We start from the raw sequence: 14097 nt of genomic DNA, 5'->3' as shown, positions 1-14097 counted from the left end.
CTTTTACAATACCGATAACAGACCTGTCGGTGAATGCCTTTTGTCTGACAATTTTACTAAAAATTCAAATTTAGAAAATGTGACGCAGTTAGCACTTATATGCCACTTTTAAAGCAATTTAAAGATCAATTTGGAATCAAAATGATGAATATTGTGTATTTGCATGGTTTTCAAAGTAACTCAAATTCAGTGAAAGGGCAGATATTGCGGCACTATTGCGCAGACTTAAATGGTGTGCACGTGCATTTGCCAGATTTGAATATGCCACCGCTACAGGTAATGCAGCAGATGTCAGAGCTGATTGAAGGTTTGGATAATGTGGTTTTGGTCGGTAGCAGTTTAGGTGGCTTTTATGCGACGCAGTTGATGGCACGCCATCAGATTCCTGCGGTGCTCATCAATCCTGCGGTCTATCCATGGCAATTATTTCATGATTTATTTGGCGACACGGCATTGCCTTATCAGGTGACTGAAACGTGGTGCTTGGATGATGCACAGCTCAATCAAATGCAGGCTTTGGCTGTATCTAAGGTTGAAAATGCAGATCAACTGTTGGTCTTGCTCCAACAAGGTGATGAAACCTTGGATTATCGTGATGCCACTAGGTTTTATAGTGCGGTTCAAGCCGGCACGGCTATGCTGATCACTGAGGTGGGTGGAACGCATGGCATGGATAACTTTGCAGAAAAAATACCCATGCTCTTGCAGTTTTTGGCAGATGCTGTAAAAAATAAGCGGGCATAAGAAAAGCGAAATCAGTTTAATCATACAAAAAAGCAGCTTTACGACATGAATTGACGCATAAATTGACTAAGAAAATGGCGGCTGATCGCAAGAGATATGCATTTTAATAAAAAAGCATATACTGTAGCGCTTGAAGAAATGTTTTAACCAAAAAAGCAGGGAATTTTGCAACGTGACGCAATATACGGCTCAATCACTTGAAGTTTTATCTGGTCTAGATCCGGTACGTCGTCGTCCGGGTATGTATACAGACACTACACGACCGAACCATTTAGCACAGGAAGTGATAGATAACTCCGTCGATGAAGCGCTTGCAGGTCATGCCAACAAAATTACTGTGACGGTTTATAAAGATGGTTCTTTGTCGGTAGAAGACAATGGACGCGGTATGCCTGTTGATATTCATCCTGAGTATGGTCAAAGCGGGATTGAAATCATTCTGACCAAACTCCATGCCGGCGGTAAGTTCAGTACCGATAACTACCAATTCTCAGGTGGTTTACACGGTGTGGGTATTTCGGTGGTGAACGCACTGTCAGATCGTGTTGAAGTGGAAGTTCAGCGTCAAGGCAATCTATATAAAATGGCCTTTGAACATGGCGTTCCTGTGGCACCGCTTGAGGTGTTGGAAGGTAAATGCGCTAAACGTGCAACGGGTACTACCGTGCATTTTTGGCCTGAAGCCAAATATTTTGATTCGCCTAAATTTGCGCTGAAAGCCTTAAAACACAACTTAAAAGCTAAGGCTGTTTTGGCGGCAGGCTTGCAGATTATTTATATCGATCAAATCAACAACGAAAAGATCGAATGGCAATTTGAAAATGGTCTAGTCGACTATTTGATGGATGAGCTACAAGACCGTGACATTGTTCCTGTTCCTGCATTTGTTGCGACTGGTGAAGCTGAACGTGCTAGTGCTGAATTTGCCATTTGCTGGAACGTTGAAGGCGGCGAACAGATTCAAGAAAGTTATGTCAATTTGATTCCAACTGCGCAAGGCGGTACACATGTCAACGGTTTACGTTCGGGTGTGACAGATGCGATTCGTGAGTTCTGTGAATTACGTAACTTGTTGCCGCGTAATATGAAGCTGTCTGCCGAAGATGTGTGGGATGGTGTCAACTTTATTCTGTCTTTAAAATTCCAAGAGCCACAATTTTCGGGTCAAACTAAAGAGCGACTTTCAAGCCGTGAAGCCTCTAGTGTGGTGTTAAATATTGCTAAAGATGCCTTTGCACTGTGGCTGAATCAAAATTCCGATATTGCTATGCAACTGGCAGAAATGGTGATTGCCAAGGCCGGTCGCCGTTTAAAAGCTGCGAAAAAAGTTGAACGTAAAAAGATTGTTTCAGGTCCAGCTTTGCCGGGTAAACTGGCTGACTGTGTGGGGCATACCCTCGAAGAATCAGAACTGTTTATTGTGGAAGGGGATTCTGCAGGTGGTTCTGCTAAGCAAGCACGTGATAAGAACTTCCAAGCGATCATGCCGATCCGCGGTAAGATTTTAAATACTTGGGAAGTGTCTTCAGACGAAGTTTTAGCATCGCAAGAAGTACATGATATTGCGATTGCGATTGGTGTAGATCCGGGCAGTGATGATTTGTCAGAACTACGTTATGGCAAGATTTGTATCTTGGCCGATGCCGACTCGGATGGTTTGCACATTGCGACGTTGCTTTGTGCTTTGTTCGTTAAACACTTCCCAACTTTGGTGGAAGAAGGGCATTTGTTTGTGGCAATGCCACCACTGTTCCGTATTGATGATAATAAAGACGTTCATTACGCGCTGGATGAGGAAGAATTAAATAGCATTTTGAAAAAATGCAAAACCAAAAATCCACAAATTACTCGATTCAAAGGTTTGGGTGAGATGAACGCGAGTCAGTTGCGTGAAACGACTATGGATCCCGATACACGTCGTTTAGTGCAACTGGACTTGGATGACGTACAGTTTACTTCAGGTTTACTCGACAAATTATTGGCGAAGAAACGCTCTTCAGACCGTAAGCATTGGTTGGAACAGAAGGGTAATTTGGCCGATTTGGCGGTTTAAAATGGCAATAAGGAAAAAAACCACGCAAGTGGTTTTTTTTTGCTTCAAATGTAGGAAAAGCTGCATGATTTGTGTGCTAAAACACCGTATTTTTTGAAAAACGTCGCAAAATTGTTCAATTATAGGTCAAATGTTGGATACAAGTTTGTATGCATCTTTGCGGTGATTTTATGGTGTTTGGATCGAACCATAAAAAAATAGAAGCAATTTTTTTGAATATAACTATATGAAAAATAATATCTAAAAATAAATAAAAGCACTCAATCAAAATAAAAAATAAGGCTTGGCACAGTTATTGAATTGCTCTGTTGTGATGAAAGACAACAAATGCATTTTAAAAATGTGACTTACAAGCTTAGGTTGGGAGTGTGAATAATGTTTCAACGCAATGTATTTGCTAAAAGTATTTTAGCGGCAACGATGACTGGGGCGATTGCTTTAACGGGCTGTTCAAAACCTGCAGAAGAAAAAACAGAAAGTGCTGCATCTGAACCAAAAGCGGCTGCAGCAAGTGGCGATACTATTAAAGTCGGGATCTTACATTCGCTGTCAGGCACGATGGCGATTTCAGAAACTTCTCTTAAAGATACGGCCTTGATGGCGATTAATGAAATTAATGCCAATGGCGGGGTATTGGGTAAAAAACTAGAACCTGTGGTGGTTGATCCAGCATCGGACTGGCCACTATTTGCGGAAAAAACCCGTCAGTTGATTACCCAAGACAAAGTAGCCGTGATTTTTGGTTGCTGGACGTCGGTATCTCGTAAGTCGGTTTTACCCGTGGTTGAAGAGTTAAATGGCTTATTGTTCTATCCCGTTCAGTATGAAGGTCAGGAACAATCTAAAAATATTTTCTACACAGGTGCAGCACCGAATCAACAAGCAATTCCTGCTGTTGAGTACCTAATGAGTGAAGAGGGTGGTAAGGCAGAACGCTTTGTACTTTTGGGCACAGACTATGTTTACCCACGCACTACCAACAAAATCTTACGTGCATTCTTGAAGTCGAAAGGCATTGCCGATGCAGACATCATGGAAGAATACACGCCATTTGGTCATAGCAACTATCAAACTATTGTGGGCAATGTGAAGAAGTTTGCGGCAGGGAAAAAGACTGCTGTGATCTCGACCATTAATGGTGATTCAAATGTGCCTTTCTATCGTGAATTGGGCAACCAAGGCATCAAAGCTGCGGATATTCCAGTGATGGCGTTCTCTGTAGGTGAAGAGGAATTACGCGGTATCGACACCAAGCCGCTGGTCGGACACTTGGCATCGTGGAACTACTTCATGTCAGTGAAAAATCCAGTGAATACTGAATTCACCAATAAAATGAAGCAGTATGCCGTGGAATACAAATTGCCAAATGCCGATAAATTTGTGACCAATGACCCGATGGAAGCTACCTATGTCGGCATCAATATGTGGAAACAAGCGGTAGAAAAAGCAGGAAGCACAGATGTCGATAAAGTGCGTGAAGCTATGGCCGGCCAAGAATTTAAAGCGCCATCGGGCTATACCTTGCAAATGGATGCGTCGAACCATCATTTGCATAAACCAGTCATGATTGGTCAGATCCGTGCCGATGGTCAGTTTGATGTGGTACACAAAACCGCAAAAACCATTGCTGCAGAGCCATGGAGTCCGTATATCCCTAAATAATTCAATCCGAATGCCTGTTGCTATTGTGTAGCAGGCCTTTTTTGATGTGATCCCTGTATGGGGTTGTTCTATTACTCAATAGGGATGCTTATAAGATGAAAAAATTACGCAATTTCCCGATCCTTTTTCTATTCCTGAGTCAATTATTCTGTCTGCAAATCGTGCATGCAGAAACAGCAGCGGATGTGGTGCCTACGGTGCAATCTGTGCAGCAAGGTGACGCCATTCAGCAATTTGTTCGCGGGAGTTTTACCGAGCGACGCAGCTTACTCAATCAATGGCCGGGCGATATTGAATCATTAGATCAGTTGGCCGCATTGGTCGAAAAAGACCAGTTATATAGTGGTCAAAGCGGTCAAACCTATATTTTAGAAACTGACGAAAAATTATTGAGCTATCCAGATTTGCAAACCGTGACGGATTGGCCTGCCGATTTATCTCAAGTCACCTTGGTGAATACCCTTCGTAAAGCCTTAACGTTTGCGCAAGCGAAAGAAAAGCTGCAATCGAATGATTTAATCCAACGTTTGGATGCAATCGATATTTTAGAAAATAACTTGGCTGAGTTGGATGTTAAAAATATTAATCAATTGTATTTAAATGAAAAAAATAACAAAGTTAAAGCCCGTTTAGCGCAGCTCAAAGCACGCTTGGATTATCAAAACCCTGATGTATTACAAAAAATACAGGCGGCTAAAGTGCTGCAAGATTCTAACCGTCCCGATGTGTTAGCGATGGTGGAACAGGAATTACAACAAGCCAATCTGCATCCCGAGTTAAAAGCCGCACTGACAGAAGCCAAGAGGAATATTAAAACTCGGATTCAGGCGAGTGAATGGACTGGACATGTCTTTTCCGGACTGAGCACGGCCAGTATTTTACTGCTGGCGGCACTGGGCTTAGCCATCACTTATGGCCTGCTAGGCGTGATTAATATGGCGCATGGTGAACTGATTATGATCGGGGCCTATACCACTTATGTGGTGCAAAGCCTGTTTAAGAGTTATCTCAGTAGCTATGTCGATTGGTACTTGATTGCCGCGATTCCTGCTGCGTTTTTTGTTAGCGCTTTGATCGGCATGTTGATTGAACGTACCGTTATTCGTCCCTTGTATGGCCGTCAATTGGAAACACTATTAGCCACCTTTGGTGTGAGCTTAATTTTGATGCAAGTGGTGCGTATGGTTTTTGGTGCGCAGAATGTCGAGGTGTCAAATATTTCATGGCTGTCAGGAGGGATCGCTGTGACACCGAGTCTGATGCTGCCTTATAACCGCATTGCCATTATTGGCTTTACCGTTGCGGTACTGTTGTTGCTGGTTTACTTGCTGAATAAAACCCGCTTTGGTTTATTTGTTCGTGCTGTGACGCAAAACCGTCAAATGGCACAGGCCGTAGGTATCCGTTCTAGCCGCATTGACATGATGGCTTTTGGCTTAGGTTCGGGGCTTGCAGGTCTGGCAGGTTGTGCCTTAGCACAAGTCGGCAATGTCGGTCCTGACCTAGGACAAAACTATATTATCGATGCGTTCTTGGTGGTTGTGGTGGGTGGTGTTGGTCAAGTATGGGGTGCAGTACTGGCGGCCTTAGGTCTAGGTGTCAGTGGCACAGTGTTGGAAATCGGCATGGGTGCGGTCTTAGCGAAAATTATTCTACTGGTTCTTGTGATTTTGTTTATTCAAAAACGTCCACAAGGTTTGTTTGCTATCAAAGGCCGTTTTGTGGAGTAAGCGCATGAAAATCACTTCGTTATTATCGGATAAACCCTATAGCGGTATGGCGATTGCCGTGTGCTTTGCCATTTTGCTGATTTTGCCTTGGTTACATGTATTGCCAGCCGATTCAGCACTGCATTTATCAGCGTATTGGGTCACGCTCATTGGCAAGATTATGTGTCTCGCCTTGGTGGCATTGGCCTTAGATTTGGTTTGGGGCTATGCCGGCATTTTAAGTTTGGGACATGGTCTGTACTTTGCCTTGGGCGGCTATGCCTTTGGCATGTATCTCATGCGTGAGGCGGCAGGCGATGGCTTACCCGACTTTATGCGCTTTTTGAGTTGGACTGAGCTACCGTGGTACTGGATGGGTACTGAACATATCGTGTGGGCATTGGCTTTTGTGGTTTTAGTTCCGGGATTGATTGCCTTCATTTTTGGCTTCTTTGCCTTCCGCTCCAAAATTAAAGGCGTGTATTTTTCAATTATCACTCAAGCCATGACCTTTGCGGCGGCACTACTGTTTTTCCGCAATGAAACAGGCTTTGGCGGTAACAACGGCTTTACCGGTTTTAAAACTATCTTAGGCATGGATATTACCTCTGCACCAATGCGAGCAACCTTGTGTTTCCTCACGGCACTGACTTTGCTGGTCTGTTTTGTCGGTTTACGCCACCTGATGAATAAACCCTATGGTCGTGTACTTGGTGCAATTCGTGACAGTGAAAACCGTTTGCAATATTTAGGTTACCGCACCTTATGGTACAAGCTCTCTGCATGGGTATTGTCCGCTGTGATCGCAGGGATTGCAGGTGCTTTGTATGTCCCTCAAGTCGGCATTATTAACCCGAGTGAAATGAACCCTGTCAATTCGATTGAAATGGCGGTGTGGGTGGCTGCAGGGGGGCGCGGTACGCTGATTGGCCCGATATTGGGTGCAGGTTTAATCAACGGAGTGAAGACCTATTTCACGGTGGCTTATCCAGAGGCATGGCTATTGATTTTAGGTGCGCTGTTTATTGTGGTAACGATATTTCTGCCAAAAGGCGTGATTGGGCTATTAGAGCGGTTTAAAAAGGAGCGCAGTGAATGAATGATCAATGGGTTCAACCGCATGGCGGTCATGCTGTTGAAGGTTATGGACGACCGAAGGAGCAGGGTGCGGATTTCAGTCACGGTATAGCCCTGTATTTGGAAAAAGTCAGCGTTTGGTTTGATTCTTTCCGTGCATTAAATGATTTGTCGTTATATATCAAAGAAGGTGAGCTGCGCTGCATCATTGGTCCCAATGGTGCAGGCAAAACCACGCTGATGGATGTGATTACGGGGAAAACTCGCCCAACAGAAGGTTCGGCTTTTTTTGGGCAAACCTATGATTTGGCAAAAATGAGCACAGAGCAAATTGCAGAAGCAGGGATCGGTCGTAAGTTTCAAAAGCCAACTGTATTTGAAAATTTTACCGTGATGGAAAACCTGTTATTGGCAGCGCCGAAAGATAAGCGGGTGAAAAAGAGTTTTTTCAGCACGCTTGATCCGGATGCGCAAAATGCCTTGGACGAATCTTTAGCACAAATCCGCTTAGAAGAATTGATTCATAAACCGGCAGGGCTGTTGTCACATGGTCAAAAGCAGTGGTTAGAAATAGGCATGCTATTGATGCAGCGTCCAAAGTTGATTCTGCTGGATGAACCTGTAGCAGGGATGACCGATGCTGAAACAGAGCGCACTGCTGAGCTGTGTTTAGAGTTGAAAAAGAACCACACCCTTGTAGTGGTTGAACATGACATGAGCTTTATTGACACCATCAGTGAAAAAGTCACCGTGTTGGCGCAAGGTGCGATTTTGGCCGAGGGTACATTAGCCGAAGTCCAAGCCAATGAAGATGTCATTGAAAAATATCTTGGACGTTAAGGAGCAGACCATGTTAGAAGTCAAAGACGTCAATCAGTTTTATGGTGGCAGTCATATTTTAAGAGATGTGACATTTGCCGCTCCCGTGGGGGCGTGTTCAGTGGTGCTCGGCCGAAATGGTGTAGGTAAAACCACACTCTTAAAATGTTTAATGGGCATTTTACCGATCAAGTCAGGGCAGATCCTACTGGATGGCAAAGATATTTCTAAGCTAAGTCCAGAACAGCGTGTACGTGAAGGCTTAGCTTATGTACCGCAAGGGCGGGATATTTTCTCGACCTTGACCGTTGAAGAAAATATTTTGATTGGGATGGCAAAATTTAAAGGCGCTAAAACCCGAAAAGTGCCAGAACATCTCTATGAGATTTTCCCCGTATTGGATGAAATGAAACATCGTCGAGGTGGAGATTTATCTGGTGGTCAGCAGCAACAATTGGCGATTGCCCGTGCGCTCGCTTCCGAACCACGGGTATTGATTTTAGATGAACCGACCGAAGGCATTCAGCCGTCGATTATTAAAGACATTGGCCGTGTGATTCATCAGTTAGCCGATGGCGGAGAAATGGCGATTGTTTTGGTTGAGCAGTTTTATGATTTTGCAGAAGAACTTGCAGATGAATATACCGTGATGGCGCGGGGGCAAGTGATTGCACAAGGTGTCGGTAGTGAAATGCCTGAAAAAGGCATTCGGGAACTGGTGGCGATTTAGGTTGTTTAATGCCCTCTTTTGCTCCATATGTTGGGGCAAGAGAGGGGGTATTTTACTCACGGCTGTTATGCTTAAAGGGAGGAAATTTTTATGTGGATTAAAGTTCAATGTTCTCAGGCCAAAGAAAATAGCCACCATATTGATTGGGCTTGAATTCTCCGCCAATGAATTTACCTGAATCTGTAAGCGTATGCTTACCTTCTGCTTTTTCTTCAAGTAACCCTTTATTCACCAATAGTTCTAATAATTCAGGGGTTTTTAATTTGTGCTTTGCGGCGAGTTTTGAACTGGTTAATTTAGATTGTAAAAGTGGTTCTTCTTCAATTTTTTCAATAGTAGGTTTTTCTGCTTTCACCTCATCTAAAGTAATGCGTACTTCATCGCTGATGCGAATAATACGTTGGGCTTCTTCATAGGCATCTTTAAAGACTTCATCATCTTCGTATTTACGAACTAAAATCCCCATTTCATTGTTATTTACTTGGCTAAATTCATAAAGATTTAAACTTGAAATAATGCATTCACCTTCATTTAAATAGCACTTTGCATGCAAATTTTTACAAAAGCTCACGCGGACATAATCCAGTTTTTGCATCCATTTTATTTCATCTGGATGTAAGTCACTTTTACCGTAGACAATACGAATATCAATTTTCATACGGTCTTTATCTTCAAGAAGCTCTTTAATACGGTCATTTAAACGTAAATAGGGGCTGATTAAAATCAAACGCTCTTTGGCATTTTTGATTAACTCTTCAAGAAAGAAGTTAGTGCCACTGGTATTTAAGAATTTTGCCATTTATCCCCCTGATTATTTTTGATAATTTTAAATTTTAGCGCATAAAATTCATACTTTGAAATAATTCGCTTTTAAACTTTAGACATGCATTTGTTTTTTGATAGCAGGTGGTCTAATTGAATTGGCGGTAAGCATAGTAATAGTGAGTTACTTATGATTTCAGTCGGAATAGATTGGGCTATACATGAATTGAATAAGTCAGCTGATATACAAAAAATTGTATAATTATTGCTCAATAAAAGTTAATCTTAACTAAATACATAACAAGAAGATAAGAATATGGACGCGATATTATATTTGATCCCACCGAATGATTTGGAAACACTGATTTTAGAAGCAGAAACCCCTCAAAATGTCTTGGATTCACCCTTTGTACAACACTCCTTTTTTTTAGGGGAGGCATGGCAAGAGTTGAATCCATTATTAAGCGTGAACAGGGATTCAGCTGCGGCACTGAATTATGCCATTCAGGCAGAACATCCATTGTCAGAGCGACGACCGGGACTGAGCCTTGCAGTGCATTACAATACTGTAGTTCGCGTTGCAGAAATCCATCAGGCATTACAACAGTTAAGCGTGGATGAAATCAAAAAACGTTATTTGGTCACGATTGCTGAAAACGCACCTGAGCAAGAGCTCAAATTGGCCGAATTAAGACTGCTTTTTTTACAGTTACAAGACCTTTATCGTGATGCGGTGCGTCATAACTTATCGGTGCTGAGTGTAATTCAAGATGGTATTCGTTTGGATAAATTACCATAAACACAGCTCAACACGGGTTATAACTGAAGTTGCATCAGGACCAGATCACGCCATTCACCAAACTTTTGTCCCACTTCAGGCATATAACCTGTTTGCTTAAAGCCTAATTTTTTGTGCAGGGCAATCGAGGCGCTATTGCCGTGATCAATGCCTGCAATCATGACATGCATATTTTGGCTTTTGGCATGCTGAATTAGGTGCTCTAATAATTGCTGACCAAGACCCTGTCGAGCATAGTTTGGGTCAATATAGACAGAATGCTCAACAGTATGTCGATAGCCAGCAAAATGGCGGAAAGAACCATAGTCAGCATAACCGGCGATTTGCTGTTGATCCTGATCTTCAATCACCACAAAAGGAAAATTTTGCTTTTGGAAATCCAGCAATTTCTGTTGAAAAGAGTCAAGAGTGTAAGCTTGATCATTCCATGTCGCAAAGCCGTTGAGAACTTCATGATTATAGATTGCGAGAATGGCCGCTAAGTCTTGTGGAGTTGCAGGTCGAATGAGAAAAGACATGCGCAAATTTCTGATAAAAATAAAGTCAATTTAAAAACTTAGGCATAAAAAAAGCAAGGTGATGAACCTTGCTTTTTTCTTCATCGCGTTCTGAGTCGAACTTAGAAGTGGTATTTCACCAAAGCGCTGACATCGTTTTGGTCCTGACCTTTCAGGCCATATTTGTTGTTCCAAACCGAGTGTTCAACACCTACGTAGAGCTTAGTCTTAGGAGAGATATGCTTACCTATATTCCATTTATATTGGCTTGTCCAGTTTAATTCACTAGCTTGCGCCCCTTTTTCAGCTGTTGACCAGTCAAGGAAAGCATCTACTAGAAAATCTTCAGAGCCAATTTTAAATGGCACAGCATAAGTGATCGTCATTTGATAATCATCTTTAGTACCGGCTGATTTAGAATCATTATCGGCTTTATAGAAGTTGATGTTTGCATACTGTGTATATGGAATGTCTAAAGCAAAGCCAATACCATACAAGAAGTTATTAAACTCAGAATTTTTGTCGTAGCCGGCATTATGTTCCCAAGTCGTTGCAATCAGAACGTCTTTGATCGGCCCCATAGAAAGGTCTTTACCAGAAACTTCGCCTAAGCTAAGGCGCGGTGCAAGCTCAAGGTAAGTCGATGCTTCATCATCTTTGTCCCAAGCTTGGTCAACGAAGAAGAATACATCTGAATATTTCAGTTTAGCGGCATATTCAGCTGTGATCGTTTTCTGTTCATTGTTGTCACCATCAAAAGGCACAACATAATTTTCACCATATAGGCCAGTTAAGCTGAAATCTTGCCATACGATAGGTGAAGCTTGAGTGAAAGCAGCAGCAGATGCTAATGCACATGATGCAACGATTTGTGTAAGTTTCATTAAAAAATATCTCCCCCGAGAAGCACTGAAAGCATACAGATTATTAAGCAAAAATAAAGCCAAATTTTACTCAACGGCAAAATTGTTTTGTAATTTGAAGGGGAAATATGCCGTGAATGATCAATGACGGTAAAAGCGAGATTTTAAGTTGGAGTGGAATTGTACAAATAGAAGGTGGGCGTCGAGGAAATGCACAAAAATATGACCCAAATCAATTAAAACAATGCAAATCTACAATAAAGTCTTACTTTTTTTATGGATATTAAAAAAATATCAAAATAGCACTTGCAAAATTCTAACTTAAGACCGATATTCGAAGTATAAGGACACGGATCTGCAGACTCTAAAGTGTTCATCATTCAATGTGGAGGACGACGTTCCATACAAAGTTGAAGATGGTCATTGCTGTAACATTTACAGCAAATGTAACGTGCCAAGATAATAAGTTTTGCACAAATATTTATAGATATTACAGATAGATATGAGGATGATATTATGAACATAGAAATCCGTACAGATAAAAACATTCCTAATAGTGATCGATTAATTACATACGTTCGTGCAGAACTTAATGAAGAATTTCAGCGCCATAGTGAACGCATTACTCACTTTTCGGTGCATTTAAGTGATGAAAATGGGGACAAGGGCGGTAGCGACGACATTAAATGTATGATTGAAGCGCGTCCTGCTGGTTTGAAGCCTGTCGTGGTCAACCATCGTGGTCATAATGTAGATACAGCTATTCACGGTGCAATTGATCGACTTAAACGTAGTCTTGAACATGTGTTCGAAAAGAAAGAGAACCCACGCAGTACGCAACCTGCTTTTGCTGAAGCAGATGACAGCGTAGACGACGAATAAGTCTCAAAATTTAAAAAAAGCCCTGCGGGGCTTTTTTTGTGTGTTTTGTATTTTGTTTTACATGAAATTCAAACAAACGCAGCTTTATTCGGCATAATAGATCAAAATAAATTGAAGTGAGCTTTCCCGATGTTAACAGCGCAACAACAGCTTTTTGTGCAAGCGTTAGAAGAACAAGATCTTGCACAGGTGCAACGCCTGTTGGCAGATGGTCTAAATCCAAATTTTATCGATTTTGAAAAAGGACCTGCGGTTTCTGTATGGTCTGATGGTTTGTTTAAATGGTGGGAAATGGTTTGCGAAGCGTATGAAGCAGGTCAACCCTTAACAGCTGAACAGAAAACACAACATTTAGACGTACATATGCAAATCTTGGAAGCGCTGATTCAAGCCAAAGCCAATGTGCATTTATGGGATGCTGAAGAAATTTATGGTCCATTATGGGACGCCGCGAGTGCAGCATGTGTCCCTGCGGTACAGCGCTTATTGGATGAAAAAGTGAATCCAAATATGATTGATAGCGATGGTTTAACCATTTTATCGTCGATTAGTGAATTATTTTTTGACTGTGATTTTGACGCGGTAAATTGGTCGGAAGCATTGGAAGAAGAAAAACAAACCTTGGAGCTTTTGCGTAGCCATGGCGCAAAAATGACCAAAGAATTAGCATAATTGTGAGTAAAAACATGACTGTATTTAAAGTTTTAAGCATTGCAACATTATCCGGTTTGAGCCTGTCTGCATTTTCGGCGGATTTTTCATTTGACCGTCCGGGCGCGGGTATGGGCACAGGCATTACCCCTGTAGGTCGTTTGGCATGGGAACAAAGTTTGCCAGCAGCGAGCTATAGTGAAAGTCGTGATGACAATGGTGAAAAAGTAAAAAACACCACTTTAAATGCAGACATGTTATTCCGTACTGGTTTGGCAAAAGGTTTGGAATTGCAATTGGGTTGGCAAGGTCCTGCATGGTCTAAAACCAAAGTTGCGGGTCGCTCAGTTGAAGAAGATGGTTTGGGTGATGTCAGCATTGGCCTGAAAAAAGCCATTGATTTGAATGATGAGAAATTATCGATGGCCATTCTTGCAGAAGCCATTATTGCAACAGGCAATCAAGGCTTTAGTGCTGAAGATGACATTTATAGTCTGACTTCAGCCGTGGCTTATGATTATAGCGATACAATTGGGACTTCAATGACCATGCGTTATGAAGTTCAAGATGGTGATTGGGCTGTGAGTGCTATTCCTGGATTGGAATATCAAATTGCGGGTAATTTATCGGGTTTTTCTGAGCTGGTTTATCGCAAAGCAGAGAGTACCGATCAGGAAGTGTCTTTGGCATCAGGTCTGACATATGCCGTTTCGGATCGTATGCAGTTGGATGCGAGCGTCGGTCTAGAACTCACTGGCGGTCATAAAAATTATCAGTCAGGTTTAGGTGTATCTTACCTGTTCTAAAAGAACCCTAAATTTTAAAACGTATAAATACAGACTGAGGATG

14 protein-coding genes are annotated in these 14097 nt (G+C 42.1%); 11 read left to right on the top strand and 3 right to left on the bottom strand.

Annotated elements, in window-relative coordinates; all coding sequences use genetic code 11:
• The first annotated feature begins 144 nt into the window (after window positions 1-144).
• The 7 genes from FTT92_RS06390 (at window position 145) to urtE (ending at window position 8794) form a co-directional block, all read left to right on the top strand.
• Window positions 145-744, top strand: coding sequence for a YqiA/YcfP family alpha/beta fold hydrolase (locus tag FTT92_RS06390; RefSeq protein ID WP_180171719.1), 600 nt, complete (start codon window positions 145-147; stop codon window positions 742-744).
• Window positions 745-916: 172 nt separating this feature from the next.
• Window positions 917-2797, top strand: a complete 1881-nt coding sequence (gene parE, locus FTT92_RS06385; protein ID WP_180084453.1) for a DNA topoisomerase IV subunit B — start codon at window positions 917-919, stop codon at window positions 2795-2797.
• Window positions 2798-3172: 375 nt separating this feature from the next.
• A complete protein-coding gene (gene urtA / locus FTT92_RS06380) occupies window positions 3173-4459 on the top strand; it encodes an urea ABC transporter substrate-binding protein (RefSeq protein ID WP_180078537.1) in 1287 nt (428 codons plus the stop codon).
• Window positions 4460-4554: 95 nt separating this feature from the next.
• Complete coding sequence (urtB, locus tag FTT92_RS06375) at window positions 4555-6189, top strand: urea ABC transporter permease subunit UrtB (protein WP_180171685.1); 1635 nt, start codon at window positions 4555-4557, stop codon at window positions 6187-6189.
• 4 nt (window positions 6190-6193) lie between these two features.
• Complete coding sequence (gene urtC / locus FTT92_RS06370) at window positions 6194-7267, top strand: urea ABC transporter permease subunit UrtC (protein WP_180171684.1); 1074 nt, start codon at window positions 6194-6196, stop codon at window positions 7265-7267.
• Window positions 7264-8085: an urea ABC transporter ATP-binding protein UrtD gene (gene urtD / locus FTT92_RS06365; RefSeq protein ID WP_180170913.1), complete on the top strand. Its 822-nt coding sequence runs from the start codon at window positions 7264-7266 to the stop codon at window positions 8083-8085. The genes urtC and urtD overlap by 4 nt, the downstream gene beginning before the upstream one ends.
• Window positions 8086-8095: 10 nt before the next feature.
• On the top strand, window positions 8096-8794 hold the full coding sequence (gene urtE, locus FTT92_RS06360) for an urea ABC transporter ATP-binding subunit UrtE (protein ID WP_180171683.1): 699 nt from the start codon (window positions 8096-8098) through the stop codon (window positions 8792-8794).
• A gap of 97 nt (window positions 8795-8891) precedes the next feature.
• Here urtE and FTT92_RS06355 read toward each other — a convergent pair whose 3' ends face one another.
• Window positions 8892-9593: a phospholipase D family protein gene (locus tag FTT92_RS06355; RefSeq protein WP_180084450.1), complete on the bottom strand. Its 702-nt coding sequence runs from the start codon at window positions 9591-9593 to the stop codon at window positions 8892-8894.
• Window positions 9594-9872: 279 nt separating this feature from the next.
• Here FTT92_RS06355 and FTT92_RS06350 point away from each other — a divergent pair, with 279 nt between their 5' ends.
• On the top strand, window positions 9873-10355 hold the full coding sequence (locus FTT92_RS06350; RefSeq protein WP_180171682.1) for a DUF1877 family protein: 483 nt from the start codon (window positions 9873-9875) through the stop codon (window positions 10353-10355).
• A 17-nt stretch (window positions 10356-10372) separates the two neighbouring features.
• Here FTT92_RS06350 and FTT92_RS06345 read toward each other — a convergent pair whose 3' ends face one another.
• Both FTT92_RS06345 and FTT92_RS06340 read right to left on the bottom strand, forming a co-directional pair.
• A complete protein-coding gene (locus tag FTT92_RS06345) occupies window positions 10373-10873 on the bottom strand; it encodes a GNAT family N-acetyltransferase (RefSeq protein ID WP_180022328.1) in 501 nt (166 codons plus the stop codon).
• A 101-nt stretch (window positions 10874-10974) separates the two neighbouring features.
• Window positions 10975-11736 (bottom strand): outer membrane protein OmpK, encoded by a 762-nt coding sequence (locus FTT92_RS06340; protein ID WP_168379688.1) that lies wholly within the window; start codon window positions 11734-11736, stop codon window positions 10975-10977.
• Between the two features lie 495 nt (window positions 11737-12231).
• Here FTT92_RS06340 and FTT92_RS06335 point away from each other — a divergent pair, with 495 nt between their 5' ends.
• The 3 genes from FTT92_RS06335 (at window position 12232) to FTT92_RS06325 (ending at window position 14054) form a co-directional block, all read left to right on the top strand.
• Window positions 12232-12597 carry an HPF/RaiA family ribosome-associated protein gene (locus FTT92_RS06335; protein ID WP_111885127.1) on the top strand — a complete coding sequence of 122 codons (366 nt, stop codon included), beginning with the start codon at window positions 12232-12234 and terminating at the stop codon, window positions 12595-12597.
• A 129-nt stretch (window positions 12598-12726) separates the two neighbouring features.
• The gene (locus FTT92_RS06330) at window positions 12727-13269 is read left to right on the top strand and encodes an ankyrin repeat domain-containing protein (protein WP_078190592.1); all 543 of its coding nucleotides are present in this window, start codon (window positions 12727-12729) and stop codon (window positions 13267-13269) included.
• Between the two features lie 14 nt (window positions 13270-13283).
• Window positions 13284-14054: a transporter gene (locus tag FTT92_RS06325; RefSeq protein ID WP_180084446.1), complete on the top strand. Its 771-nt coding sequence runs from the start codon at window positions 13284-13286 to the stop codon at window positions 14052-14054.
• The last annotated feature ends 43 nt before the right edge of the window (window positions 14055-14097 follow it).

Source organism: Acinetobacter sp. YH12023, assembly GCF_013420135.1.
Classification (GTDB): domain Bacteria; phylum Pseudomonadota; class Gammaproteobacteria; order Pseudomonadales; family Moraxellaceae; genus Acinetobacter; species Acinetobacter amyesii.
Note: the sequence above shows the minus strand (reverse complement) of the source record. Positions and strands in the feature narration are given on the sequence as shown.

Bases quoted from the DNA above. Each gene is read 5' to 3' on its own strand.
- FTT92_RS06330 (WP_078190592.1), top strand. From the start codon at position 12,727: ATGTTAACAGCGCAACAACAGCTTTTTGTGCAAGCGTTAGAAGAACAA.
- FTT92_RS06350 (WP_180171682.1), top strand. From the start codon at position 9,873: ATGGACGCGATATTATATTTGATCCCACCGAATGATTTGGAAACACTG.
- urtC (WP_180171684.1), top strand. From the start codon at position 6,194: ATGAAAATCACTTCGTTATTATCGGATAAACCCTATAGCGGTATGGCG.
- urtA (WP_180078537.1), top strand. From the start codon at position 3,173: ATGTTTCAACGCAATGTATTTGCTAAAAGTATTTTAGCGGCAACGATG.
- FTT92_RS06345 (WP_180022328.1), bottom strand. From the start codon at position 10,873: ATGTCTTTTCTCATTCGACCTGCAACTCCACAAGACTTAGCGGCCATT.
- FTT92_RS06335 (WP_111885127.1), top strand. From the start codon at position 12,232: ATGAACATAGAAATCCGTACAGATAAAAACATTCCTAATAGTGATCGA.
- FTT92_RS06390 (WP_180171719.1), top strand. From the start codon at position 145: ATGAATATTGTGTATTTGCATGGTTTTCAAAGTAACTCAAATTCAGTG.
- urtB (WP_180171685.1), top strand. From the start codon at position 4,555: ATGAAAAAATTACGCAATTTCCCGATCCTTTTTCTATTCCTGAGTCAA.
- urtD (WP_180170913.1), top strand. From the start codon at position 7,264: ATGAATGATCAATGGGTTCAACCGCATGGCGGTCATGCTGTTGAAGGT.
- FTT92_RS06325 (WP_180084446.1), top strand. From the start codon at position 13,284: ATGACTGTATTTAAAGTTTTAAGCATTGCAACATTATCCGGTTTGAGC.
- FTT92_RS06340 (WP_168379688.1), bottom strand. From the start codon at position 11,736: ATGAAACTTACACAAATCGTTGCATCATGTGCATTAGCATCTGCTGCT.
- urtE (WP_180171683.1), top strand. From the start codon at position 8,096: ATGTTAGAAGTCAAAGACGTCAATCAGTTTTATGGTGGCAGTCATATT.
- FTT92_RS06355 (WP_180084450.1), bottom strand. From the start codon at position 9,593: ATGGCAAAATTCTTAAATACCAGTGGCACTAACTTCTTTCTTGAAGAG.